We start from the raw sequence: 23,487 nt of genomic DNA, 5'->3' as shown, positions 1-23,487 counted from the left end.
CTATCGCCATACTACCTTCCAATCGCCTTGATGATTTTTGCGCACCCTGGCGTCAAGTTCTTCGGTAGTGCCGTCGCCAAAGGTGATTTTGACCTTCATTCTGCCAGCGTCTTTGCCGATATTTTTATCGGTGATTTCGATTGTTTTGCACCCTCCGCGCCTCATAGCGTCTCTTGTGGTAGTGCCTGACATCGAGTCTAGCTTGCTCTCTACCTTGCGCTTTGTGGCTTCATCTTTCATTTGGCTTTCACTTAGATACACTAGGCTCGCGCCTTTTTCGATATCTCCTTTGCACCCTACCGAATCGACATAGCTTTTTACCACTTCCTCAGGACCTTCGCCACAACCCACAAAAACTATCATTATAATCGCTGAAAATAACCTTTTCATCGCTACTCCTTAAAATTTAGAAAATATTCACCTTCCACTCGCCTTTGTGATTTTTGCGCACTTTCATCATATCATCTATCGTTTTGCCATCTTTAAAAACTATCCGCACTTTCACCGTGCCGACATCCTCGCCGAGATTTTTATCTACGATTTCAATCGATTTTAGACCGTTATGTTTTTTGGCTACTTGCATAGCCTCGCCTACCAACATACCCACTTTGCCCTCTAATGCAGGCTTGACACTTTCATCTTGCATATCTTCTTTGCTAAGATAAATAAGGCTTGCGGCTGTTTTTGTATCGCCAGCATACCCTGCTTCCAAAAAGCCCTTTACCGTATCATCGACACTACCGCCACCACAACCGATTAGAAAAAACATAGCAAAAAACGCTAAAATTAGTTTCTTCATACTCTCTCCTTAAAAACTGATTTCTTTGATATCTGCGATTTTTTTGAACGCATTGTAAATTTGACCCACATTTGCAATGCGGTTTGCCCTGACAGCCTTGTCATCTACATTTATCATTACTTTTTCAAAAAACATATCGATTTTATCTTTCAATCCAAAAAGCGCATTTAGGTAAGCCTCAGGCTCGTTTTGGCTCACGCTAATCGCCTTAAACGCCGAATTTAGCTCGCCCTCAGCTTCGTTTTGGAAAAGCGCTTCATCGACAGCACCGATTTTTTCATCTTTTATGATATTTGATAGGCGTTTGAAGGTGTCGAAATTATCCTTAAATTTCTCATCTTTTGAAATTTTATCAAGTGCCATAATCGCACTACCAAGAGCTTTTATATCGTTTTTTCCACTATTTAAACAAGCCTGTATAATCGACGGATTAGTATCATAAATAGCATAAAGTCTATCTTTGATAAAATCAAGCAATTTATTACTATCTAATCCCGGATATTGCACCGCTACATTTTCAACTAACGCCTTAATATCCAAATTTAGCCCCAAATTTTGCACGATTTTGATAATTCCAGCGGCCGCGCGGCGCAGTGCGTAAGGGTCTTTGTTTCCACTTGGAATTTTATTTATGCTAAATAGACCTGCTAGGCTTTCAAATTTCGTAGCAACCCCCACGAGTGACGAAAACACGCCAGTAGGAAGCTCGCTGTCCTCGGAATTTGGCAGGTATTGCTCATAAATCGCGCGCGAGATTAGCTCGTTTTTGCCCGCATGCGCGGCGTAGTAGCTTCCCATAATGCCTTGAAGCTCGCTGAATTCGCCCACCATAGTGCTAACCAAATCCGCCTTGCTAAGCATTATCGCCTCTTCTAGCGCGCCAGTGTAATCCCCACCAAACTCGGCTCTTAGCTCTTTATCCCAAAATTTAGCAATCTCTTTTGCGACAGAGATTTCGCGGACTTGCTTATCATAAATCGAGCCAAGCCCGCTTAGATACGAAACGCTTTTTAGTTTTTCTGGATTTAACCCTGATTTTAGATCGCTTTGCCAAAAAAACATCGCATCGCTCAGTCTTGCTCGCAAAACCTTCTCGTTTCCACGCACGATTAGGCTGTTATCATCGGTGATTGCATTGCTTGCGACGACGAAATGATTACTTAGCTTGCCATTTTTGAAAACTGGAAAATAGCGTTGATTTTCCTTCATCGAAGTGATGATTACCTCTTTTGGCACTGCCAAAAATTCAGCCTCGAAACTGCCAAGTAGCGCGGTTGGGTGCTCGGTAATGGCGACAACCTCGCTTAGCAAATCCTTGTCGATTTCGATTGTAACGCCATTTGCGCTCTCGATTTCTTTAAATTCGGCTAGGATTTTTTCTTTGCGTTTTTGTGCGCTTAAAATCACGCCGTATTTTTCCAAAAGCGCAAAGTATTCCTCTGCGCTAGTAAATTTGACCTTTTCATAACCAAAGCTTCTGTGTGGGAAAAACGCTAGCTCGCTTTTTGCGCCATAAATTTCAAACTCCACGCTATCATTTCCTAGCAAGCAAGCCACACTTCGAAGCGGGCGGATAAACTCGAATTTGCCCTCGCCCCAGCGCATAGCTCTACCGAAATTTAAACTACCCAAAAACTCCTCAATCATCGCACCTAGCACGCTTTTGCTAGGCTCGCCTTTTTGCACGCTCTCGAAATATAGCACCTCTTTGCCGTCGATTTCTCTGAATTTCAATTCGCTCTCGCTAATTCCGCATTTGCTAGCAAAGCTTAGCGCAGCCTTGCTCCATGCGCCATCTTTTAGGGCAACTGATTTTGGCGCGCCAGTTTGGACAATGAGGCTATCGCTTTGTGTGCTAGCGAAATTTTCGTGGCAGATGACAAATCTGCGAGGGGTAAATTCGAAGCTAAATTCGCTTTTCAAGCGGTATTTTTCCAAAACCGCACTCCATTTTGGCGCAATGTTTTTGTATTCCTTCAAAAACGGGATTGCTGGGAGTTCTTCGACTCCAATTTCAATAAGTAATTTCATTTTTTTCTTCCTTTTCTTGATTTCGTTTATTATTTTTTTCTATCATTTGTTTGTTAAACCCGATGACCAAAAACGCCATAAACAGCACAAATGCGGTCATCATAAGCAGATGTATCATTGAACTATAAACTCCTTTTGCTCATCATAAATCGTAAAATACGCATTGTTAAATTTTGCGTTTTTTTGATTTTTGATTTTGCCTTTTTTGGAATAAATTTTATATTTTCGCCCATTTACCACGATTTGCCCGTCCGTCACATCGCCCCAAATTTGCGCTACGACATCGCCCGGAGAGAGGGTGTGATAGTTAATCTCTTTTAGCGTGTATTTTTCGATACTGCCGATATTTCCGTGGTTTTTGAGGATTTTTGCCTCGCTAAGCTCGAATTTTTTCCTATAAATTTTAGCTTTTTGCACGGCAAGATCTAGCCTATCGCCCACGCTAACGCCACTTAGCCCATACACAAACACGCCCTTGCTACCTTGCGAAATCGCGCTTCCGTGCTTGTCAGTGTAGGTTACGACTGCGTTTTTTAGGATAAATGGGGCAGAATTTACATCGCCGTAAATTTCAGAAATTTGCGCCTCTTTTAACTCTAAATTTGGGTTTTGCACGGCTAAATTTTTGGGTTTGTTTGGCGAAATTTTTTCACTGCTTAAAACAAAGCTAAGCGCGATATGATCGGAGCTTTGTGCCACGCTTTCGGCCTTAAACGAGCCTTTTTTATAACCAAATTTTGCCTTGCCAAAAAAATCATCGCTAAGTAAAATATGATCTAGCAAAGCCCCGCTATCGTGAGATTTGCACGCGATTAGTTTATTTGCGAAACAGACATTATCGCTCCACAAATCGACAAATTTACCCTCGCCCAAAATTTCGTTTAAAAGCGAATTTTTGCCAATGCCGGTGTTAAAATCGCCCAAAATCACGCTATTTTTTTTGTTTTTTATGACACTTGCTAAAAAATCAAAACTCTTTTTTCTATCCCCGATAGGATTGCGTGCAGAAAGCATGTGCAGGGCATAGACGCTAAATCTCGCCCCTTCAAACTCGAAATCCGCTCTTAAAATATCACGAGTTTTGACGCTACTCATACGGTAATACTCGCTCGAAATTATCGGGATTTTTGATAGCACCGCCACGCCAGCTGGGGCTGATTTGGGGTTTGAAAATTTATAAAATTTATACTGCGTTTTGTTTGCCAAAGCTTTTAAAACGCCTTCGTTTTCAATCTCTTGAAGTGCGATTATATCGGCGTTTATCTCTAAAATTTCGCCCGCAATTTTATTTAATTTTTCTTTATATTTTGTCTTGTTCCATTTGCCTGATTCTAGGCGGAAATCCTCGTATTCGTTGCCGTTGTTTTCGCCGTCAAAGAGGTTTTCGACATTGTAAGTGGCGATTTTCAGCTCTGCGCCAAAGAGTGCGAGTGCGACGAAAAGAAGGGCTAAAATTCGCAAATCTCGCTCCTAAAATCAAATTCGCCCAAATTTTGGCGAATCGCCTCGTATGTGATAATGCCCACGCTCGTGGCCAAATTTAGACTTCGCCCAAGCGCAGTCATGGGAATTGTTATACAATTTTCACGATTTATTCTCATTATATCAAGTGGCAAACCATGCCCCTCTGCGCCAAAAAATATAAAATCATTTTTTTGAAATTTTGCCTCGTAATACAGCTTGTTTGTCTTGGTCGTAGCGAAGAAAAATCGCTCTTTGTGTGCCTCGTTTGCCGCGTAAAATTCGTCCCAGCTCTCCCAAATTCTCAAATCCAAATTCGCCCAGTAATCAAGGCCAGCTCTACGCAAATGCTTGTCATCGATAACAAAACCAAGCGGTTTGATTAGGTGCAATCTACTGCCACAATTCACACACATGCGCCCAATCGAGCCTGTGTTTGTGTGGATTTCGGGATTTACTAAAACGATATTAAACATATACTCTCTTAAAATCAAAATTTAAACTGACAATTTTACTAAAATAAGGCTAAATTTACGCTTTTTTAAAGAATAATGACTATCTGTAAGGTTGCAGAGTATTTTTTTGAACTATATTTTTATCTGGGTAAAATATAATCTCGTGCTCATCACGACCATCTCGCCAAACCTGCCCCATATTGTCGCTTAATGCCGAAATATGAAGATTTTCCGTTGAACCCCAAACTAAAAATTCCCTATGGTTTAAATAAGTAAAATTTGGCGCAGCAAATTTGGTAGAAGCGTTCGTTAAATTTGCTATTGCGTGACATTTTGATTTAGGAACTTTTTCATATCCTTTTTTTGAAATAAAATCTTCTGTAAAAGAATAATTATTTTCTAATTTTAGAAAATTTACATAGCAAACTTTACCATACGATGTTTTACTGCGATACAGCAACAATGATTTTGGGTTTTCTGTGCTAAATAATTTAGAAATTTCTGCACTGTTGTGCTTTTTTACTGACATAAAATCCCCATACGACAAACTTATTTTAGAATATACATAAAAAAATAAAAATAATAGCAAAATCAATCCTAAAAGAACAGCCCAACCAATAAACACAGCTTCAAAAAATTTCATCGTATGCTTAAAAAGCGTTTTTATCATTTAAAAATTTCCTTATCTCATCTTTTTGACGGCGTTTGATTTCATTTGCGATTTCTTTGCCTTTAAATCCGTCATTTATAACGGCTTCGCTTTTTATTTTTGAAATAAATTTTTGCTCATACACTCCAAGTGCTTTGGCGCGATTTACGCGAGTTTGGTTATATGCTCCAAGCCACGAATTTATCGACATTTGCAGTGAAATTTGCATTAGTTTTTCATCATTAATTTTTTTATAAAACGGCTCATTTATAATGCGCTTAAAATGCGAATTTAGCTTTAAATTTTCCAAAGTTTGTTTTTTGTCTAAATTTAGCAAATTTAAAACTGCATATAAAAAAAATGCCTCATTTTTTATAAATTTTCGCCCATTATCAATAAAATTTGCGATTTTTGCGCACCGCTCCCGCGAAATTTGCACGCCAAAAATTTTCTCAAAAAGTTCCAAATCGTGCAAGATTACTAGCCCCAAACCCTGAAATTTAGCCCTAAAAAGCTTGATTAGCTCGGCACAAATCCGCTCCACACTCAAATCAGAAGTATCAATTTGGCGCATTAATTCCAAACTTTTTGGCTCGATATCGAAGCCAAACCGCGCCGCAAACTGCACCCCACGATACACTCTTAGGCTATCTTCGACGAAGCTTTTTTCATCGACAACGCGCAAAATTTGGGCCCTTAAATCATTTAACCCGCCGTAAAAATCTAGCACCTCGCCGCTAAAAATATTTATCATCATCGAATTTATCGTAAAATCCCTGCGCCTAGCACCGATTTTTTCGTCATTTGCAAGGGTTACTTCAAAGGCTTTATGCCCCACTCCGACCTTGTTTTCGGTGCGAGGCAAAGCAATGTCGAAATTGTGAAATTTATAGACGAAAAACTGCTTTCCAGTCCCAAGTGCGCCAAGCTCGCCCATAATTTCGCTAAATTTTTGCGGATTTATATCATAAACTTCGATGTCGATGTCGCCACTTTCGCGCCCCAAAAAAAAATCGCGCACGAAACCGCCGACGAAATACGCTCTTTTTGTATATTTTTTAAGAAGGTCAAAAATAGCGATAAAATCGCTATTTTGATAGATTTTCAAGTCTGTTTTCGATACTCGCAAGTAAAAATTCCATAAATTTCAAATTCAGCTCGACCCTAGCCTCGATATCTGTGCTATCGAAAGAATTTAGCCCCTCAAAAAGCACCAATATCCGCTCTCTAACCGCGCTTAAAAACGCGACCTCATCGCTGTTTGCGCTAGCCTTGCTTTTAGGAGCATTAAAATTCATCTCGCTAAAATTCAAGCTATCATCATCGCCTAAATTTTGCGCAATCTCGTCGCTATTTAAATCAGCGCTCAATTCATCGTTTGAGTGCTCGATAAACTCAGCAAAACTCACCGCGCTGGTAGAATTTTGTGAATTTTGCACCTGTTTTTGCGCTTTGATTTCGCTTTTTACAGCGTTAATGATATCGTTAAATTCGTTCTCATAATCCATTTATTAGCCACCTTTTAAGCTCACGATTTTTATGTCCGCCAGGACTTAGGAAAATCTCGCTCATTTGCATATTTACACCGCTTTTTATCCTGTGATTTAATCTCACTCTGGCAAATGCCACCCTAGCGTCGCTGTCGTTTGGATCTACGCGCAAGAGCGTGCGAGCAAGTGCCAAAGCGCCGTAAAAATCGCCCTCGCGCTCCATTTTTAGGATTTCTTCTATCGCTTCGCCCATTTTGCGCTCAGATTAAAATTTATGCGTATAATCGCTGATAATAGAGCCAATTTCGCTAGTAGAGCAGATCTCTTTGGCGTCAAATTTCGCTATATCTTTGGTGCGGTATCCATCTCGCAAGACCGATTTCACGGCGTTTTCGATACACTGCGCCGCTTCGGCCTCATTAAATGCGTATCGTAGCATCATCGCAGCACTCATTATGGTTGCGATCGGATTTGCGATTCCTTGACCTGCGATATCAGGCGCAGAGCCGTGAATCGGCTCGTAGATTCCTACCTTGCCACCGATACTTGCACTTGGCAAAAGTCCGATCGAGCCACAAATCATACTCGCCTCATCACTTAAAATATCGCCGAATAAATTCTCGGTTAGTAACACATCGAACTGCTTAGGATCGCGCACGAGTTGCATTGCAGCGTTATCGACATACATTTGCTCGACCGCAACTTCTGGGTATGATTTTGCCACCTCCGCGACTACTTCGCGCCAAAGCTGGCTGGTTTCTAGCACATTTGCCTTATCGACTAGGGTGATTTTTTTGCCCCGTTTCATCGCTGCTTCAAAGGCGATTTTCGATACTCGCTCGATCTCTTCGTAGCTATAAATCATAGTGTTAAATGCGCTTTTTTCGTGTTTTTCGCGTGGTTGTCCGAAGTAAATTCCGCCCGTTAGCTCGCGCACGACCAAGATATCCACGCCTTTGACGGTCTCTGCTTTAAGAGTGGAAGCGTTGATTAATTCATCAAAAATGATTGCCGGGCGCAGGTTTGCAAACGCACCAAGCTCTTTTCTAAGTTTTAAAAGTCCGCTTTCAGGGCGCAAATGTCGCGCTAAATTGTCCCATTTAGCCCCGCCAATCGCACCAAAAAGCACAGCGTCGCTTGCTTTGGCGGCATTTAGTGTCTCATCAGGGAGCGGAACGCCGAAAATATCGACAGCGCAACCGCCCATTAAATGGTAGTCGAAATTTAACTCAAAGCCAAATTTATGGCTCACACTATCTAAAACCTTAACCGCTTCTTCCACGATTTCAGGGCCAATTCCATCGCCTTTTATGACGCAAACATTATAAGTTTTCATAAATTTCCTTGAATTATTTCATTTGAGATTTCGCATAATTTATCGCGCCACCTGCATTTAGCAGTTTTTGCATAAATGGTGGAATTGCGCCGAATTTATACTGCGTATTTTGGGTCAAATTTTGGATTATTCCATTATCCAAATCGATTTTTAGTTCATCGCCTTCGCCAATTTCATCAGTTTGGTCGCACTCTAAAATCAAAAGCCCCATATTGAAGCTGTTGCGATAAAAAATCCTTGCGAAATTTTTCGCGATTACGCACGAAATACCTGCCGCTTTTAGCGCCATTGGAGCGTGCTCTCTACTGCTGCCGCAACCAAAATTTTTACCAGCTACGATGATGTCGCCTTGCGAAATTTTATTATAAAAATCCTTGTCAGCGTCCTCCATAATGTGCTTTGCAAGCACATCTGCATCAGATGTATTCAAATATCTAGCCGCGATGATGATGTCCGTGTCGATATTGTCTGCAAACTTCCATACTTTTGCCATAATTTTCACCTTTTCAGTTTTAAAATAAACTTTTGATTTTAGCAAAACTTAGATTAAATTTAAATCAATTTAGCCAAAAAACAGCGTATGAATTTTGCAAAATTTTAAAAATTCAGCCAAATTTTAAATTTTGAAATTTTGCCCTAAATTTGGGAATTTTTTATAAATTTAAGTTTTGCTTTATAAAATTTGGGTATAATTAAAGGTTATTTTTGCAGACAAGGAGATTTGATGGCAGTATCAGCAAAAGAACTTAACTCTACGCTTGAACAATTTTTTGAAGAAAACCAAAAAAGCTACATAACCTTTGAAAGATTGATTAAATTTTTCGATATAGCTCCAAAGACAGCTGTCGTAAAAAAAATCGAAACTCTTATCAAAAAATACGATGTGGAGCTTATTTCGGCTGCTGAAATTTCAAAAATCCGAAATATCGAGGACGCAAAATTAAAAGAAGCTACCCAAAAAAGGCTACTTGACGAGGGCTGGGACGATGATTTTGATATCTCAAATGATGTCGAGCTTTTGGAGTGGTCGCGCTCTGATAGCCCAGTGCGTATGTATCTGCGCGAAATGGGGCAAATCCCACTTCTGACCAAAGACGGCGAAATAGAAATCAGCAAAAAAATCGAGCTTGGCGAGGATATCATCATCGATGCGTTTTGCTCTGTGCCATACCTAATCGACTTTATTTTGGATTACAAAGAGCCTTTAATCAACCGCGAACGCCGTGTAAAAGAGCTTTTCAAAAGCTTTGATGATAGCGACGAAGAGGGAGCTGAGGACGAGGAAATCGACGATGATTTTAGCGATGATGAGAGCGAGGGCGAAGATGAGGAAAAAGAGGTCAAAAAAGCCCCTAAGAAAAACGACAAACGCACTCTAAAAGTCATCGAAAGCTTCAAAGCCCTAGACAAAGCCAAAAGAGAGTGGATGAGATTTGCCGAAAAAAACGCCGAACAAATCAAAGATAGCAACGACACACTATCTAAGCTAAATTTGGCATTTAAAAAGAAAATTTTAAAAGAAAAACTTATGGATTTGGGTCCAACTAGCAAGCTAATTACCGAAATCGTCAAATCCATGGAAACAGCCCTTAAAAGCGACGCAGGGTTTGACAAAGAGCTAAAACGCCTAGAATACAAGCTTCCAATGTTTAGCCAAGAGCTTCGTGAAAACCACGAAAAAATCCTAAAAGACATAACAAAACTAAGCAAAGAAGATATCATCGCCCGTGTGCCAGAAGCGACCATGGTATCGACTTATGTGGATATCAAAAAGCTATTTTTGACAAAAGAGGCAAGCAAAAAAAGCTTCAACTTAGAACCAGAAAGATTAAAAGAAATTTTAGAGCAAATCAAGCGTGGCAAACGCATAAGCGACAACGCAAAAGCGCGCATGGCAAAGTCAAATTTGCGCCTTGTCGTCAGTATCGCCAAACGCTACACAAACCGCGGTTTGCCGTTTTTGGATCTAATCCAAGAGGGAAATATCGGACTTATGAAGGCTGTGGATAAATTCGAGTATCGCAGAGGATACAAATTTTCCACATACGCCACATGGTGGATACGCCAAGCCATATCGCGCGCAATCGCCGATCAAGCCCGCACAATCCGTATCCCAATCCACATGATTGAAACGATCAATCGCATAAACAAAATCACACGCAAATATATCCAAGAAGGCGGTAAAGAACCAGATATCAATGTCATCGCCGAGGAAGTGGGACTTAGCGTGGATAAGGTCAAGCAAGTCATCAAAATCACAAAAGAGCCAATCAGCCTAGAAGCGCCAATCGGCAACGAAGACGACGGCAAATTCGGCGATTTTGTCGAGGATAAAAACTCAATCTCGCCAATCGAGCAAATCCTAAAATCAGATTTAAAAGAGCAAATCGACGATATTTTAGAGCAGTTAAATGATCGCGAGCGCACGGTGATTCGCATGAGATTTGGGTTATTGGACGATGAGAGTGACCGCACCTTAGAGGAAATCGGCAAAGAGCTAAATATCACCAGAGAGCGCGTGCGCCAAATCGAAAGTTCTGCGATCAAAAAGCTAAAACACCCAAAAATCGGTCGCAAACTCAAAACATACATTGAATCTTAAAATTTAAATTTCGCCCTTTTTGGGCGAAATTTTACTCCGTCTTATGAGCAAATTCGAAATTTTCAAATCCACAATACCGGTTATGTTAGGCTATATTCCGCTTGGAATCGCGTTTGGAATTTACGGCATTTCGCAGGGATTGGAGTTTTGGGTGATGATGATAACTAGCGTGCTAGTCTATGCAGGGAGCGTGGAGTTTGTGCTGGTGGCGTTTATCGTAACTGGCGCCTCGCTGATAGATACCTTTATCATCTCGTTTTTGCTAAATTTTCGCCATTTTTTCTACACAATGTCGCTCATCGACGAACTGCGCGCAATCCCACGCAAAATTTATCCCATTTATGCGCTTACTGATGAGACATTTGCCCTGCTTAAAACTCGCGTTTTTTTAAGCGATGATGAGCGCAAAAATGGCATTAGCGAGCAAAGAGCGCGCGAGCTAGGGCTGATTTATAATCTCACGGCTGTTTTTAACCACTCGTATTGGATTAGCGGTGTGGCGATTGGATCAATCCTTGGAGCTAGTTTAAATGTCGATTTTAGCGGGGTTGAATTTAGCCTTGTGGCACTTTTTGCAATGCTAAGTTACGAAATGTTTAAATCAAACCCACAGCATAAAATTTTGATTTTTAGCCTTATTTGTGCGTTTGCGGGGCTGTTTGTATTCCCTGTGAAATACTATCTTTTTGGCACACTGCTTTGCGCGATTTTTGCGCTTTTAGCATTTCGCAAATTTTTCGAAAGGCCCTAGCAATGGAGATTTTCGCATATATCGCAATGGCTAGCATAGCTACCGTGCTTACGAGGTTTTTGCCGTTTTGGCTCTTTAAAAAAAAGAGCAAAAACCCCACGCTCGTGTATCTGCAAAAAAACTCTGGGCTTGTGATTATGATAGTGCTTATGATTTATGCACTAAAAACTATGATTCCAAAATTTAGCGAAAATGGCGAAAATACCACATTTTTCGCCACTATTTGCGGGCTTGTGTTTTGCTTAGCGCTCTCGTTTTTGGCGCACGCTAAATTTAGAAATTCGCTGATTACAATCGCAGTTCCGACGCTTTTATACACGATTTTTCTGCGATTTATATGAATTTTAAGATAAATTTCGCTAAATTTAAAAGTTAATTTTTTATTTTAAAGAAGGTTTAAGCTCTATGCAAATAATCACAAATTTTATCCAAAATTTTGCCAAAAAATATGCTAGTAAAACAATGCAAAATTCACTTTATAATTCCCTTAGAATCGACATTTCTGACCAAAATATAGAAAAAATCCCCAATCCAGCGAAAAACTACATGCTCTACATGCATGTGCCGTTTTGCCACACATTTTGTCCGTATTGCTCGTTTCACAAATACGCCTATGACAAAGACGCCTGCAAAGCCTATTTTAGCGCACTTAGAACAGAAATGCGTCGCACGAAAGAGGCAGGATATGATTTCAAAACACTTTATGTCGGAGGCGGCACAACCTTAATCGACGAGGACGAGCTTTTACGCACATTGAAGCTTGCAAAATCGCTTTTTAATATCGAGGAAATTTCATGCGAAAGCGACCCTAACCACATCGACCCTGCCTCGCTAGCAAGGTTTCGTGGGCTAATCGATAGATTAAGCGTGGGCGTGCAAAGTTTCGATGATGAAATTTTGCGCAAGGCTGCGAGATATGAGAAATTCGGCAGTGGCGAGGTTTTGCGCGAAAAACTAAGCAAAGCGGTTGGGGTGTTGCCGATTTTAAGCCTTGATTTGATTTTTAATTTCCCATTTCAAACAAAAGAGAATTTACTCCGCGACATCGCTATGGCAAAATCCGTAAATCCAGAGCAAATCACCATGTATCCGCTAATGAAATCGCCTCTAATGCGCGATCAAATCGCGCGAAATTTAGGCATAAGCAGTGTGGATAACGAAGAGGAATTTTACAAAATAATCTGCGATGAATTTAGCTCGTGGCACAAAAATAACTCATGGGCATTTGCGAGGGAAAGCTCAAATATCGCCGATGAGTATGTGGGCGCAAACCACGAATATTTGGGCATTGGAAGCGGTGCGTTTAGCTTTTTGGACGGCAGACTTTTGATAAACGCTTTCAACCTAAGCGATTATTCAAATCGCATCAAAGAGGGCAAAAGCACAGTGATTGCCACATGCGATTTTAGCGATAGCGAGAGGGCAAAATATATATTTTTGACCGAGCTTTTTAACGGCGAGATTGACATAGCAAAATTCCAAAGCGCAAACGGCATAAATTTACGCAAAGAGCTAGGGCGCGAAATCTCGCTACTTAGGCTTTCAAACGCAATCCGCGTAGAAGGCGGCAAAATCACCACTACGCAGTTTGGAAAATATCTTTGCGTGATTTTGATGAAGGAGTTCTACACCGGCATGGATAAGGTCAGAGCGACCTTCAAAGATGACGCTAAAATCAAGCGTGCAAAGCATATCGCGATTATGGAAGAAGAAGTGCAAAATGCGCAACAAATTGCTTAAATTCCCTCAAATTTTAAACCAAATTTAACGATTAAAAAGGTAAAATGTGCGCAAAATTTTAATCCCAAAAGGTAATTTATGTTAAAAGACATATTCTTGTTCGCTGGTAGTTTATTTACTTACGACCACACTTTTATTTATCTATTTTATTTCTTTTTAGTAGTTGCTATCATTATAGCTATTGCGATTTTTTCTACTCGCTCACTTCAACTCGTCCCACACGGTATGCAAAATATCGCTGAGGCTTATGTCGGCGGTGTTTTATCTATCGGCAAGGACACAATGGGTAGCGAAGAAAGAGCCAAAAAATATCTCCCACTTGTAGCAACTCTTGGTTTGGTTGTATTTTTAAGCAATATTATCGGTCTAATTCCTGGTTTTGAATCCCCTACTTCTAGCCTAAATTTGACACTTTCTTTGACACTTTGTGTGTGGTTTTATTACCATTTCGAGGGTATTAGAGAGCACGGCGTCGTAGGATATTTCAAACACTTCATGGGTCCAGTAAAGGCTCTTGCGCCATTTATGTTTATCGTCGAGCTTATCTCACACTTCGCGCGCGTTGTGTCGTTATCTTTCCGTCTTTTCGGAAATATCAAAGGCGATGATATGTTCCTTTTGGTTATGCTTACGCTATTCCCTGCGCTCGTGCCTATGGTGCCTTATGCGTTACTAACCTTTATGGCGATTTTGCAAACTTTCATTTTTATGGTTCTTAGCTATGTTTATCTAGCTGGTGCCGTAGTAGTTGATGAGCATTAATCTTAAACGAAATCTCTTATACTTTTTGGTAGGCGCATCGTTCGGACTGATTTTCGTCGGTGCGTTTATCTTTTTTTCATATCCTGCATTTTATTTTTTAGGTCTTAAATTTCTGCTAATCTGCACAGCTCCCGGGATCGTGTGTGTCATCATCACCTGCCTTTTGGTCGATTTGCTCGATTTAAAAGAGCAATTAGAAAACAAAAAGTAAAATTTAGCCTCAAATTTTGCCAAATTTTGGGCTGAAATTTCAAAATTTAACCGATTTCAAATTTAATTAGTAGTAAAATCACAGAATTTTGTTTTAAAGGTAAAATTTATGTTTGAAACCATAATCGGACTTGAAGTTCATTGTCAATTAAATACAAAAACCAAGATTTTTTGCTCATGCGCCACTAGCTTCGGAGATAAGGCAAACACCCATGTTTGCCCTACTTGCCTAGCCTTGCCGGGCGCACTTCCTGTGCTAAATAAAGCAGCTGTTATCAAGGCCATAAGCTTTGGCACCGCGGTCAATGCGACCATAAATCGCAAGTCGATTTTCGATAGAAAAAACTATTTCTACCCTGATTTGCCAAAAGCGTATCAAATTTCACAATTTACAATCCCTATCGTCGAAAACGGCGAGCTTTTTATCAATATCGACGGAGCGCAAAAGCGCATAGGTATCACGCGTGCGCACCTAGAAGAGGACGCGGGTAAAAACAGCCACGAAAACGGCAGAAGCCTAGTCGATCTAAACCGCACTGGCACGCCGCTACTAGAAATCGTAAGCGAGCCTGATATGCGTTCTAGCGATGAGGCTGTGGCTTACCTGAAAAAACTGCACTCGATTTTGCGCTTTTTAAATATCAGCGACGCAAATATGCAAGAGGGCTCTTTCCGCTGCGATGTCAATGTCAGCATTCGACCAAAGGGCGATGATAAGCTCTACACTCGCGTTGAAATTAAAAATTTAAATTCATTTAAATTTATCCAAAAAGCCATAGAATATGAAGTTGGACGCCAAATTTCAGCTTGGGAAGATGGCAAATACGACGAGCTAGTTTATCAAGAAACTAGACTTTTTGATACGAATAAATTTGTAACCAAATCAATGAGAAGCAAGGAAGATAGCGCAGAATATCGCTATTTCCCTGATCCTGATTTGCTAACTGTGATAGTCGATGATGAGATGATGAAAGAGGGACAAAATATCCCTGAACTGCCTGATGAGAAAAAAGTTCGCTATGTCGAGAAACTTGGCATTAAACCAAAAGATGCAGAAGTTATCATCTCAACCTATGAAAATGCGAAATATTTCGAGGATTTGATTAACGCAGGGCGCGAGCCAAAACTATGCGTAACATGGCTAAATGTCGAGCTAAACGGCCGCCTTAAAAACGGCGTAACTATCGAAAACAGCCCTGTTGATAGCGCGAAAATGAACGAGCTTTTAACCCGCATTGAAGACGGCACAATCAGCCAAAAAGCGGCAAAAGAGGTGCTTGATTTCTTAATGGAAAATGATGAAAGCGTCGATAGCGTAATCGAAAAACTTGGCTTAAAACAAGTTAGCGATGACGGCGCGATAATCGCTATAATAGACGCAGTTTTGAGCGCAAATGCCGACAAAGTCGCAGAATACAAAAGCGGAAAAGACAAGCTTTTTGGCTTTTTTGTAGGGCAGGTTATGAAGGAAGGCAAGGGAGCGTTTAATCCAGCAAAAGTAAATGAGCTTTTGAAGGCAAAACTCTAAATTCCCAGACTTCAACGGATTAAATTAAAAATTTCACGCTTTTTCGCTCACGCACGATAAATGCACCACTCTTAAAAGCGTGAAATTTTTTAAACTGAAACCAAAGTGAGAAAATTTGGATATTAACGAACTAGAAAATTTAAGAATAAAAATTTTAAAAGAAATTCATAAATTAAAAATAAAATATTTTTTATATACATTGTTAATCCCTATTATACTTATTTCTTATAATCAGCTTGTGCTTGGATTTTTTAACTTAGCTTATGAGCAAAATCAAAAATTTGACATTACCGTTGCTATAAATCCTACAATAGATGTTATTTCTGTCATAGTTTTTGCAATATTTCTTACTTATATATATCTAAGAGATGAAAGAAAATTTATAATAATGAAGGAAATGTTTTTTTTATTTTTACCTTATATATTATTGTTTGGGTTAGCACAATATACCAAAGTAGATTTTCCATATATTACTGCGATATATCTTACTTTATTTGCTATGTTTGTATCGTATTTGGCGTTTTTTAACCTAGCAAAAAACGATAAGATAGCAGAATACAAAAAAGCATTTAAATTAAAATATTTAAAGCCTATGTTTTTAAAAGAAGGGTATGAGTATGAAACCAAAGGAAATATCAATTTAAATTTTATAAGAAATAGTCTAATTTTTGGCACGAAAGAAATTTCGGGTGGCGATGATAAAATCAGCGGGAAAGTCGATAATATAGAATTTGAACTATCCGATATAATGGTGCATAATAGTATAAATTTTTCTACTTTTGGCGTATTTTTTTATGCTGAATTTAACAAAAAAGTTAAATTCACGACTTTTATAACAACAAAAAAATATAAATTGCAAGATTATGGTTTTGTAAGCGATAAAATCACTATGGACGATACAGAATTTAATAAATTCTTTGATGTATATTCAAACGATGTGCAAAATGCAATGTATATTCTAAGTCCCGCTTTTATGCAGCGACTTACACAATTAAGGCAAATTTTTAATTCACCTATCATAGTAAGTTTTTTCAAAAGCAAAATTTATATTTTTATTGACACCAAAAAAGATAGTTTTGAGCCAAATATCGATATAAGCACCACTCAAACAGCAACAACTATAATAAAAGAATTTGCAAATTTTTTATCGATAGTAAAAATACTAAATTTAAACACCAAAATTTGGAAAATTTAGCTTTAATTATCACACAAATATAAATATTAATCTAAATCTTTATTTTTCACAAAAAATCCAAATTTTGATTATTTTTTTATCAAAATTTGGATAAATTCGTATATTTATTTTAAATTTGAAAGTGAATTTATGAAAATAGCAATCATCGGTGCAGGTAAATGGGGAAGTGCGCTTTGTGGCGCGTTAAGCGAAAAAAACGAGTGCGTCATCACCTCGCGCACACCGCGAGATTTGCCAAATTTCGTCAGTATCGAAGAAGCACTAGATTGCGAAATGCTAGTATTTGTCATCGCCGCACAGCACACGGCGGAGTTTTTGGCCCATAATTTCACAAACAAAAACCAAAAAATCCTAGTCGCCTCAAAGGGCATCGAGGCCAGCAGTGGCAGGTTTTTAAACGAGATTTTCGAGCGCCACACGAGTGCGCAAAACCTCGCCTACCTCTCAGGTCCCTCATTTGCGAGCGAAGTTACGCGCAAACTACCTTGCGCCCTCGTGGTAAGCTCGACAACCCTCGCCCTCGCCGAAGCGATCGCAGAACTTTTTCCGCCATACATGAAAACCTACGCCAGCACCGATGTCATCGGCGCAGAAATCTGTGGCGCGTATAAAAATGTCATCGCCATAGCCAGCGGGATTTGCGACGGGCTGGGGCTCGGCAACAACGCCAGAGCCAGCCTCATCGCGCGCGGAATCGTCGAAATCGCACGATTTGGCAAGTTTTTTGGCGCACAAGACGACACATTTTTAGGTCTTAGCGGGGTTGGCGATCTGTTTTTGACCGCTTCTAGTGAGCTTTCGCGCAACTACCGCGTGGGGCTAGGCTTAGCTAAAAACAAAAGCTTGGAGCAAATTTTAAGCGAGCTTGGCGAGGTCGCAGAGGGCGTATATACTGCGCGCGCAGTCGAAAAAATCGCCAAAGAGCATGGAATTTACACGCCGATTTCGAGCGAAGTAGGCAAAATTTTAGACGGAAAAAATGTCAAAGAGAGCCTGCGAGATTTGCTGAAAAAACACTAAAATTTAGTGAAATTTTTAAATTTCGCTTCGCAAATTTTAGGATACTGCACCGAAATTTCGCTTTTAAGTGTCATTGCGAGCGAGTGAAACGAGCGTGGCAATCTACAAATTTTAAATTCACAGCTACCAAAATGGCAAAATTCTACAAAATTCCACGCAAAATTTAGCCAAATTTCACGCTTTCCAAATTCTTGTATTTAAATTTAGAGTTTTAACGATTGATAAAAAATGCGAAAGTTCTCGTTTTATGGTAAAAGCTGGGTTTGCGCGTAAAACACTTTTATCGATGTCTGGCTCAAAATTATCCTTGCCCGTATCTAAAAATATGTAAATTTTATCTCCCGCAAAACTAACGCTGATTGGGAAATTCAGCCGTCTTTTCAAATCCAAAAGTCGCTTCATAAACGCAGGACTTAAAATATACATTGCATTTTGCAAATCATTTGAATAAACGCTAAATTTAGCGTTAAATTCGCTATTATCCATTGTGATTTTTTTAAATTGTTTGGCGTTGTCATTTGTGGTGTCATTTGAAATTACAAATAAATTTGAATTTGCCTTTTTGTTAAAACTAGCATGAAAAAATACGCCGTAAATATCATATCCTTTTATAGTATCAACAAGAGCTATATCTACAAAAGTAAATTTTATTCCATCGACTTTTCCACAAATTTTATCATTACCACTTTCTATATAATTAATACTTTCTCTAAAAATTTTACTATGTCTTAAATACATATTTTCTATTAAACCATTTTCATTATAATCATAACCAAACTCTGCCAAATAAGGCTTCAAAGATTGAATTTTAAATTCTTTTTGATACTTTTTCTGTTTTGATTTTTTTATGCTTTTCATACACATTTTATAAATTAAATTCATTGAAAAAATAGTAAAAATTATAACTACAATATAGAAAAATTTTGGATATTTTTCTGCCAAATTTGTTGCTATTGTAAAAAATATCATAGGTGTAATTCTGGCAAACAACATATATTTTATTTGTGGCGTTTTATCAAGCTCAAAAATATCCGCAATATAAAAAATCATAGGCAAACATAAAATAAAAGCAATGGGAATACTTGCACTTTTTACATCATAACCAGAATAATGAAAAATTATCAAAACCAAACTCGGGATTACAAAAGTCCCCAAAATAACAAAAGGCTTTAAATCATCAATTTCCTTTAAAGTATTTTTTCTTAAATTTTCTAGTTCGTAAATATCCAAATTCTTGCCTTAAATTTAAAATTTCACTAGCTCTTTATCTCGTGAGCGAAATACAGCCACCGTATCCCAGCCAAACGCCCTAGCCTTGCGCGTCAGCTCATCGTATCCAAAGCCCACTTGTGCCACAGCATGCGCATCGCAGCCAAAGCTAATATCCACACCCGCGCTCGCAAACTCAGCCAAAAGCGCGTCGCTTGGATAAATCTCGCCTACCATTTTGCGAAGTCCAGCGGCGTTTAATTCTAGCGTGATACCGCTTTTTTTCACAGCTTTTATAGCTTCGCGCGCTAGTATCCTAATATCCTTTTTAGGGGTAAATTTAAAAATTTTAATCAAATCAAAATGCCCCAAAATGTCGAATTTACCGCTATCACACAGCGCGCAAATCAGCGCAAAATACTCAGCGTAAATATCGTCTATATCGCGCTCGCTCCACTGCGCGATAAATTCCTCATTATCAAAGCCCCAATTATCCAAAAAATGCACCGAACCGATTAAATAATCACATTTGCGCGATAAAACTCGCTCATCTATAAGCGCGCGATTTCGCATAAAATCCACTTCATAGCCGGTTAAAATTTCGATTTTATCCCCAAATTTCGACCTTGCTTCATTTATCATACGCTCATATTCGCTCATCTGCGAAAAGCTCATACGATACTTTTCATCGAAATTCATCGGCGCATGATCAGCAAATCCATAGATATCAAACCCCAGCTCGCACGCTCTTTGCACATACTCGCAAACGCTCCCGCTAGCGTGGTTGCAAAGGGTTGTGTGGTTGTGTAAATCGACCTTCATTTTGCTTCCTTAAAATATTTTTTTGCTAAATTGTAGTAAAATCACGCTTTAAAAAATTTTATAGGATTATTTTTGAAAAAACCAGAACTTCTAAGTCCAGCAGGAAATTTAACTAAACTAAAAATCGCCCTATCCTACGGCGCAGACGCTGTATATGCGAGCACGGGGGCGTTTTCGCTTCGCCAAAGAAGCGCAAAGGAATTTGATAAAACTAGCTTTGAAGAGGGCGTCTGTTTTACCCATAAAATGGGCAAAAAAATCTACGCCACAGTAAATGGATTTCCCACAAATGTCCAAATCGACACTCTCTCGCGCCACCTTGAATATTTGCAAGATTTGCGCGTAGATGGGATTTTGGTCGCGACCCTTGGCGTAGCGCGTTTGGCAAAAAAATTCGCCCCAGATATTCCGTTACATATCTCGACCCAAGCAAATGTCCTAAACTGGCTTGACGCGCAGGTTTGGAGCGAGCTAGGGGCTACGCGCATAGTAGCAGCGCGCGAAATGACGCTAAAAGACGCCGTGCTAATCAAAGAGCATTTGCCAAATTTAGAAATCGAAATTTTCGTGCATGGCTCGATGTGCTTTGCTTACAGCGGGCGTTGCCTAATCAGCGCGGTTCAAAGCGGGCGATTTAGCAACAGAGGCAGTTGCGCGAACGATTGCCGTTTCAAATACGAAATTTACGCCAAAAATAGCGATAATAACGCCCTATTTCGCCTGCAAGAGTGCGAGGGAGAGGGCACTTACATAATGAACGCCAAAGATCTCAAACTAGCTAGCCACGCCGAAAAAATCCTCCAAACAGGCGCGATTGATAGCTTCAAAATCGAGGGTCGCACCAAAAGCGAATATTATGTCGCATGCGCCACGAACGCTTACAGACGCGCGATTGATGACGCAGCCAGCGGTAAATTTGAGCCTGAGATTTACGAAAGCGAGCTAGCGACGCTGAAAAATCGCGGTTTTAGCGACGGATACCTCATCAAACGCCCTTACGAGCGCGACGATACGCAAAATTTAAACACCAGTATCGAAGAAGGCACGCACCAAGTCTGCGCTATTTCAAATGACGGCGAGTTTATCAGCGTCAAAGATAAAATCGCACTAGGCGAAATTTATGAAATTTTCGCGCCACACGGAGCGCAAATTAAGCCTTGCCAAAACGAATTTGGAGAAATTTTTGAAAACGGGGGCAAAAAATTTATCAAATTTAGCCGTTTGATTGCTAGAAATAACAAAGAATTTAGCGAAATTCACAGCGGGAATTTAAACGAAATAAAACTTCCTGCAAATTTGCCAGAATTTAGCTTTTTAAGAAAGGAAATAAAGTGAAATTTGTATCGATAATAATGGGTTCAAAAAGCGATTATGAAGTCGTAAATGAGTGCGCGAAAATCCTAAAAGAATTTGGCGTGGCTTATGAAATGATAATCAGCTCCGCTCACCGCTCACCAAAACGCACCGCCGAGTATGTCGCAAACGCCGAGAAAAAGGGCGCGCAGGTCTTTATCTGCGCTGCTGGCATGGCAGCTCATTTAGCAGGGGCAGTTGCAGCTAACACAACCAAACCTGTGCTTGGAATACCACTTGGTGGAAGCGCGCTAGGGGGCATGGACGCTCTATATGCCACAGTGCAAATGCCGGGTGGAATACCTGTGGCGACCCTAGCTATCGGCAAGGCAGGAGCCAAAAACGCAGCGTTTTTAGCCGTGCAAATCCTAGCCCTAAGCGATGAGAGCTTGGCTGCAAAACTGCTTGCAAACAGGGCGCAACAAGCAGAAGCATTACAAAAAGATTCACAAAGTATCGAAATAATTTTATAAAGGAAAGCTATGACATTTTCACAAATCATTTTAACACTTCAAAACTACTGGCACGAGCAAGGCTGCTTACTTGTCCAGCCTTATGACATGCCAAGTGGAGCTGGCACATACCACCAAGCTACATTTTTGCGCGCTATCGGAAATAAGCCGTGGAATGTAGCCTATGTAGCACCGAGCCGCCGCCCAACTGACGGGCGTTATGGCGAGAACCCAAACCGCCTTGGCGCATATTATCAATTTCAAGTGATTTTAAAACCAAGCCCAGATAATATCCAAGAGCTCTATTTAAAGAGCTTGGAGCGACTTGGGCTAAATTTAAAAGAGCACGATATTAGATTTATCGAAGATAACTGGGAGAGCCCAACTCTTGGTGCTTGGGGGTTAGGCTGGGAGGTTTGGCTAGATGGCATGGAAGTTACGCAATTCACATATTTCCAACAAGTAGGCGGAATCCCTTGCGAGCTAATCAGTGGCGAGATTACTTATGGGCTCGAAAGACTTGCCATGTATCTACAAAACAAGGACAATGTCTATGACATAGCATGGGACGAAAATGTAACTTATGGCGATGTGCATAAAAGAAGCGAATTTGAGTTTTCTAAATACAATTTCGAAGTCGCAGACGCAAATAGGCTTTTTGCGCAGTTTGAAAACGCCTCAGCTGAGTGCAAATCTATCCTAGCGCAGGGACTGGCTCTACCAGCGTATGATTACTGCATGCTAGCAGCGCACACCTTCAATGTCCTTGACGCCAGAGGCGCAATCAGCGTAACCCAAAGACAAGACTATATCCTAAAAATCCGTGATATGGCAAAAAACTGCGCTCTATGCTACGCAGATCCAGAAAAATACTTGCAAAATTTGGCTAAGGAAAATTTGTGAAACTAGGCGAAATTTATGAAATTCTAAATACTCTTGCACCTTTCGAAGACGCCGAGAGCTGGGATAATAGCGGAATTTTACTAGGTGAGACAGGAAGTGAGATTAGCGATATTTATTTAAGTCTAGATGTTACAAGCGAATTAGTGGAAAAAGCCTGGCCAGGCTCGCTTCTCATCGTTCATCACCCGCTGATTTTTAAGGGGCTAAAATCGCTAAATCCGCTAATTTATCCCTCAAATTTGATTTATCAACTAATTCAAAAAAACATCAGCGTCATTGCCATGCACACGAATTTCGACAAACATCTGCTAAATAAATATGTCGCGCGTGAAATTTTGGGCTATGAAATTTATGAAAGCAGAGAATTTTTGGAATTCATGCGCGTGGATATGAGCTTTTATGAGCTTGTAAGCGACATAAAAGCCAAATTTAACATGCCTATAATCAGAGCTGTAAATGCCAAAGCGCATATCAAAACGATCGCGCTTTGCACAGGAAGTGGAAGCGAACTAAATGAAAATTTGGGCGTGGATTGCTTCATCACAGGTGATATCAAATATCATAGTGCGATACAAAATTTAGAAAACAAGGTCTGTTTGATAGATATCAATCACTTTGAAAGTGAGCGCTACTTTGGGGCTTGCCTTGCTCCACACTTGCCAAAAGATAAAATAAAAGTTATAATAAACGAACAAAAAAATCCATTTAAATATTACTAA

27 protein-coding genes are annotated in these 23,487 nt (G+C 39.9%); 13 read left to right on the top strand and 14 right to left on the bottom strand.

Translation table 11 applies throughout. The annotated features are described in order from the left end of the window. The 12 genes from PF027_RS01890 to PF027_RS01835 all read right to left on the bottom strand — a co-directional run bounded on the left by PF027_RS01890 (nucleotide 1) and on the right by PF027_RS01835 (nucleotide 8,714). Entirely contained in the window at nucleotides 1-390 is a 390-nt protein-coding gene (locus tag PF027_RS01890; protein WP_270870992.1) for a DUF4878 domain-containing protein, read from the bottom strand. 16 nt (nucleotides 391-406) lie between these two features. After that, entirely contained in the window at nucleotides 407-799 is a 393-nt protein-coding gene (locus tag PF027_RS01885) for a DUF4878 domain-containing protein (protein ID WP_270858221.1), read from the bottom strand. A gap of 9 nt (nucleotides 800-808) precedes the next feature. Further along, complete coding sequence (glyS, locus tag PF027_RS01880; RefSeq protein ID WP_270877313.1) at nucleotides 809-2,830, bottom strand: glycine--tRNA ligase subunit beta; 2,022 nt, start codon at nucleotides 2,828-2,830, stop codon at nucleotides 809-811. Further along, nucleotides 2,814-2,948 (bottom strand): hypothetical protein, encoded by a 135-nt coding sequence (locus PF027_RS01875; protein WP_270858223.1) that lies wholly within the window; start codon nucleotides 2,946-2,948, stop codon nucleotides 2,814-2,816. Before PF027_RS01875 ends, glyS begins: the two co-directional genes overlap by 17 nt. Then, a complete protein-coding gene (locus PF027_RS01870) occupies nucleotides 2,945-4,291 on the bottom strand; it encodes an endonuclease/exonuclease/phosphatase family protein (RefSeq protein ID WP_270877312.1) in 1,347 nt (448 codons plus the stop codon). Before PF027_RS01870 ends, PF027_RS01875 begins: the two co-directional genes overlap by 4 nt. Beyond that, nucleotides 4,279-4,767 (bottom strand): tRNA (cytidine(34)-2'-O)-methyltransferase, encoded by a 489-nt coding sequence (locus PF027_RS01865; protein ID WP_270873560.1) that lies wholly within the window; start codon nucleotides 4,765-4,767, stop codon nucleotides 4,279-4,281. Before PF027_RS01865 ends, PF027_RS01870 begins: the two co-directional genes overlap by 13 nt. A gap of 79 nt (nucleotides 4,768-4,846) precedes the next feature. Next, nucleotides 4,847-5,416, bottom strand: coding sequence for a hypothetical protein (locus PF027_RS01860; RefSeq protein WP_270877311.1), 570 nt, complete (start codon nucleotides 5,414-5,416; stop codon nucleotides 4,847-4,849). After that, nucleotides 5,397-6,503 carry a CCA tRNA nucleotidyltransferase gene (locus PF027_RS01855; RefSeq protein ID WP_270877310.1) on the bottom strand — a complete coding sequence of 369 codons (1,107 nt, stop codon included), beginning with the start codon at nucleotides 6,501-6,503 and terminating at the stop codon, nucleotides 5,397-5,399. Before PF027_RS01855 ends, PF027_RS01860 begins: the two co-directional genes overlap by 20 nt. After that, nucleotides 6,484-6,903, bottom strand: coding sequence for a CiaD-like domain-containing protein (locus PF027_RS01850; RefSeq protein ID WP_270877309.1), 420 nt, complete (start codon nucleotides 6,901-6,903; stop codon nucleotides 6,484-6,486). The genes PF027_RS01855 and PF027_RS01850 overlap by 20 nt, the downstream gene beginning before the upstream one ends. Then, nucleotides 6,893-7,138 (bottom strand): hypothetical protein, encoded by a 246-nt coding sequence (locus PF027_RS01845; RefSeq protein ID WP_270858229.1) that lies wholly within the window; start codon nucleotides 7,136-7,138, stop codon nucleotides 6,893-6,895. The genes PF027_RS01850 and PF027_RS01845 overlap by 11 nt, the downstream gene beginning before the upstream one ends. Nucleotides 7,139-7,150: 12 nt before the next feature. Next, nucleotides 7,151-8,221 (bottom strand): 3-isopropylmalate dehydrogenase, encoded by a 1,071-nt coding sequence (gene leuB / locus PF027_RS01840; protein WP_270877308.1) that lies wholly within the window; start codon nucleotides 8,219-8,221, stop codon nucleotides 7,151-7,153. A 13-nt stretch (nucleotides 8,222-8,234) separates the two neighbouring features. Further along, nucleotides 8,235-8,714 carry a 3-isopropylmalate dehydratase small subunit gene (locus PF027_RS01835; RefSeq protein WP_270858231.1) on the bottom strand — a complete coding sequence of 160 codons (480 nt, stop codon included), beginning with the start codon at nucleotides 8,712-8,714 and terminating at the stop codon, nucleotides 8,235-8,237. A gap of 231 nt (nucleotides 8,715-8,945) precedes the next feature. Here PF027_RS01835 and rpoD point away from each other — a divergent pair, with 231 nt between their 5' ends. The 9 genes from rpoD to PF027_RS01790 all read left to right on the top strand — a co-directional run bounded on the left by rpoD (nucleotide 8,946) and on the right by PF027_RS01790 (nucleotide 18,029). Beyond that, nucleotides 8,946-10,823: an RNA polymerase sigma factor RpoD gene (gene rpoD / locus PF027_RS01830; RefSeq protein WP_270865111.1), complete on the top strand. Its 1,878-nt coding sequence runs from the start codon at nucleotides 8,946-8,948 to the stop codon at nucleotides 10,821-10,823. Nucleotides 10,824-10,866: 43 nt separating this feature from the next. Further along, nucleotides 10,867-11,574: an AzlC family ABC transporter permease gene (locus PF027_RS01825; RefSeq protein WP_270858233.1), complete on the top strand. Its 708-nt coding sequence runs from the start codon at nucleotides 10,867-10,869 to the stop codon at nucleotides 11,572-11,574. A 2-nt stretch (nucleotides 11,575-11,576) separates the two neighbouring features. After that, nucleotides 11,577-11,915 (top strand): AzlD domain-containing protein, encoded by a 339-nt coding sequence (locus PF027_RS01820; RefSeq protein ID WP_270865110.1) that lies wholly within the window; start codon nucleotides 11,577-11,579, stop codon nucleotides 11,913-11,915. A 64-nt stretch (nucleotides 11,916-11,979) separates the two neighbouring features. Then, entirely contained in the window at nucleotides 11,980-13,314 is a 1,335-nt protein-coding gene (locus PF027_RS01815; RefSeq protein WP_270865109.1) for a coproporphyrinogen III oxidase family protein, read from the top strand. Between the two features lie 78 nt (nucleotides 13,315-13,392). Next, nucleotides 13,393-14,076 carry a F0F1 ATP synthase subunit A gene (locus PF027_RS01810; RefSeq protein WP_270858236.1) on the top strand — a complete coding sequence of 228 codons (684 nt, stop codon included), beginning with the start codon at nucleotides 13,393-13,395 and terminating at the stop codon, nucleotides 14,074-14,076. Next, complete coding sequence (locus tag PF027_RS01805) at nucleotides 14,066-14,287, top strand: hypothetical protein (protein ID WP_270877307.1); 222 nt, start codon at nucleotides 14,066-14,068, stop codon at nucleotides 14,285-14,287. The genes PF027_RS01810 and PF027_RS01805 overlap by 11 nt, the downstream gene beginning before the upstream one ends. A 108-nt stretch (nucleotides 14,288-14,395) precedes the next feature. Continuing rightward, nucleotides 14,396-15,814 (top strand): Asp-tRNA(Asn)/Glu-tRNA(Gln) amidotransferase subunit GatB, encoded by a 1,419-nt coding sequence (gatB, locus tag PF027_RS01800; protein WP_270877306.1) that lies wholly within the window; start codon nucleotides 14,396-14,398, stop codon nucleotides 15,812-15,814. A gap of 115 nt (nucleotides 15,815-15,929) precedes the next feature. Beyond that, the gene (locus PF027_RS01795) at nucleotides 15,930-17,009 is read left to right on the top strand and encodes a DUF3137 domain-containing protein (protein ID WP_270877305.1); all 1,080 of its coding nucleotides are present in this window, start codon (nucleotides 15,930-15,932) and stop codon (nucleotides 17,007-17,009) included. A gap of 129 nt (nucleotides 17,010-17,138) precedes the next feature. Continuing rightward, complete coding sequence (locus PF027_RS01790) at nucleotides 17,139-18,029, top strand: NAD(P)H-dependent glycerol-3-phosphate dehydrogenase (protein ID WP_270877304.1); 891 nt, start codon at nucleotides 17,139-17,141, stop codon at nucleotides 18,027-18,029. Nucleotides 18,030-18,203: 174 nt separating this feature from the next. On the opposite strand, the gene PF027_RS01785 is transcribed toward PF027_RS01790, so the two are convergent. Then, entirely contained in the window at nucleotides 18,204-19,259 is a 1,056-nt protein-coding gene (locus PF027_RS01785) for a DUF3137 domain-containing protein (RefSeq protein ID WP_270872230.1), read from the bottom strand. Between the two features lie 15 nt (nucleotides 19,260-19,274). Next, nucleotides 19,275-20,060, bottom strand: a complete 786-nt coding sequence (locus PF027_RS01780; protein ID WP_270877303.1) for a histidinol-phosphatase — start codon at nucleotides 20,058-20,060, stop codon at nucleotides 19,275-19,277. A gap of 72 nt (nucleotides 20,061-20,132) precedes the next feature. On the opposite strand from PF027_RS01780, the gene PF027_RS01775 reads away from it, so the two are divergent. From PF027_RS01775 to PF027_RS01760, 4 genes are read left to right on the top strand one after another with little or no spacing between them, the layout of a single operon-like run. Continuing rightward, nucleotides 20,133-21,395 carry a peptidase U32 family protein gene (locus PF027_RS01775; RefSeq protein WP_270877302.1) on the top strand — a complete coding sequence of 421 codons (1,263 nt, stop codon included), beginning with the start codon at nucleotides 20,133-20,135 and terminating at the stop codon, nucleotides 21,393-21,395. Continuing rightward, complete coding sequence (gene purE / locus PF027_RS01770) at nucleotides 21,392-21,886, top strand: 5-(carboxyamino)imidazole ribonucleotide mutase (RefSeq protein WP_270872227.1); 495 nt, start codon at nucleotides 21,392-21,394, stop codon at nucleotides 21,884-21,886. The genes PF027_RS01775 and purE overlap by 4 nt, the downstream gene beginning before the upstream one ends. A gap of 9 nt (nucleotides 21,887-21,895) precedes the next feature. After that, entirely contained in the window at nucleotides 21,896-22,768 is an 873-nt protein-coding gene (gene glyQ / locus PF027_RS01765; protein ID WP_270872226.1) for a glycine--tRNA ligase subunit alpha, read from the top strand. Next, the gene (locus tag PF027_RS01760) at nucleotides 22,765-23,487 is read left to right on the top strand and encodes a Nif3-like dinuclear metal center hexameric protein (RefSeq protein ID WP_270872225.1); all 723 of its coding nucleotides are present in this window, start codon (nucleotides 22,765-22,767) and stop codon (nucleotides 23,485-23,487) included. Before glyQ ends, PF027_RS01760 begins: the two co-directional genes overlap by 4 nt.

Source organism: Campylobacter sp. VBCF_01 NA2, assembly GCF_027797205.1.
Classification (GTDB): Bacteria; Campylobacterota; Campylobacteria; order Campylobacterales; family Campylobacteraceae; genus Campylobacter_B.
The sequence above is the reverse complement of the archived record's forward strand: the minus strand, read 5'-3'. Positions and strand labels throughout refer to the sequence as shown.

What these genes read in the sequence shown, in the direction of transcription:
- PF027_RS01890 (WP_270870992.1), bottom strand. Translation starts at nt 390, where the DNA reads ATGAAAAGGTTATTTTCAGCGATTATAATGATAGTTTTTGTGGGTTGT.
- PF027_RS01885 (WP_270858221.1), bottom strand. Translation starts at nt 799, where the DNA reads ATGAAGAAACTAATTTTAGCGTTTTTTGCTATGTTTTTTCTAATCGGT.
- glyS (WP_270877313.1), bottom strand. Translation starts at nt 2,830, where the DNA reads ATGAAATTACTTATTGAAATTGGAGTCGAAGAACTCCCAGCAATCCCG.
- PF027_RS01875 (WP_270858223.1), bottom strand. Translation starts at nt 2,948, where the DNA reads ATGATACATCTGCTTATGATGACCGCATTTGTGCTGTTTATGGCGTTT.
- PF027_RS01865 (WP_270873560.1), bottom strand. Translation starts at nt 4,767, where the DNA reads ATGTTTAATATCGTTTTAGTAAATCCCGAAATCCACACAAACACAGGC.
- PF027_RS01860 (WP_270877311.1), bottom strand. Translation starts at nt 5,416, where the DNA reads ATGATAAAAACGCTTTTTAAGCATACGATGAAATTTTTTGAAGCTGTG.
- PF027_RS01850 (WP_270877309.1), bottom strand. Translation starts at nt 6,903, where the DNA reads ATGGATTATGAGAACGAATTTAACGATATCATTAACGCTGTAAAAAGC.
- PF027_RS01845 (WP_270858229.1), bottom strand. Translation starts at nt 7,138, where the DNA reads ATGGGCGAAGCGATAGAAGAAATCCTAAAAATGGAGCGCGAGGGCGAT.
- leuB (WP_270877308.1), bottom strand. Translation starts at nt 8,221, where the DNA reads ATGAAAACTTATAATGTTTGCGTCATAAAAGGCGATGGAATTGGCCCT.
- PF027_RS01835 (WP_270858231.1), bottom strand. Translation starts at nt 8,714, where the DNA reads ATGGCAAAAGTATGGAAGTTTGCAGACAATATCGACACGGACATCATC.
- rpoD (WP_270865111.1), top strand. Translation starts at nt 8,946, where the DNA reads ATGGCAGTATCAGCAAAAGAACTTAACTCTACGCTTGAACAATTTTTT.
- PF027_RS01825 (WP_270858233.1), top strand. Translation starts at nt 10,867, where the DNA reads ATGAGCAAATTCGAAATTTTCAAATCCACAATACCGGTTATGTTAGGC.
- PF027_RS01820 (WP_270865110.1), top strand. Translation starts at nt 11,577, where the DNA reads ATGGAGATTTTCGCATATATCGCAATGGCTAGCATAGCTACCGTGCTT.
- PF027_RS01815 (WP_270865109.1), top strand. Translation starts at nt 11,980, where the DNA reads ATGCAAATAATCACAAATTTTATCCAAAATTTTGCCAAAAAATATGCT.
- PF027_RS01810 (WP_270858236.1), top strand. Translation starts at nt 13,393, where the DNA reads ATGTTAAAAGACATATTCTTGTTCGCTGGTAGTTTATTTACTTACGAC.
- PF027_RS01805 (WP_270877307.1), top strand. Translation starts at nt 14,066, where the DNA reads ATGAGCATTAATCTTAAACGAAATCTCTTATACTTTTTGGTAGGCGCA.
- gatB (WP_270877306.1), top strand. Translation starts at nt 14,396, where the DNA reads ATGTTTGAAACCATAATCGGACTTGAAGTTCATTGTCAATTAAATACA.
- PF027_RS01790 (WP_270877304.1), top strand. Translation starts at nt 17,139, where the DNA reads ATGAAAATAGCAATCATCGGTGCAGGTAAATGGGGAAGTGCGCTTTGT.
- PF027_RS01780 (WP_270877303.1), bottom strand. Translation starts at nt 20,060, where the DNA reads ATGAAGGTCGATTTACACAACCACACAACCCTTTGCAACCACGCTAGC.
- glyQ (WP_270872226.1), top strand. Translation starts at nt 21,896, where the DNA reads ATGACATTTTCACAAATCATTTTAACACTTCAAAACTACTGGCACGAG.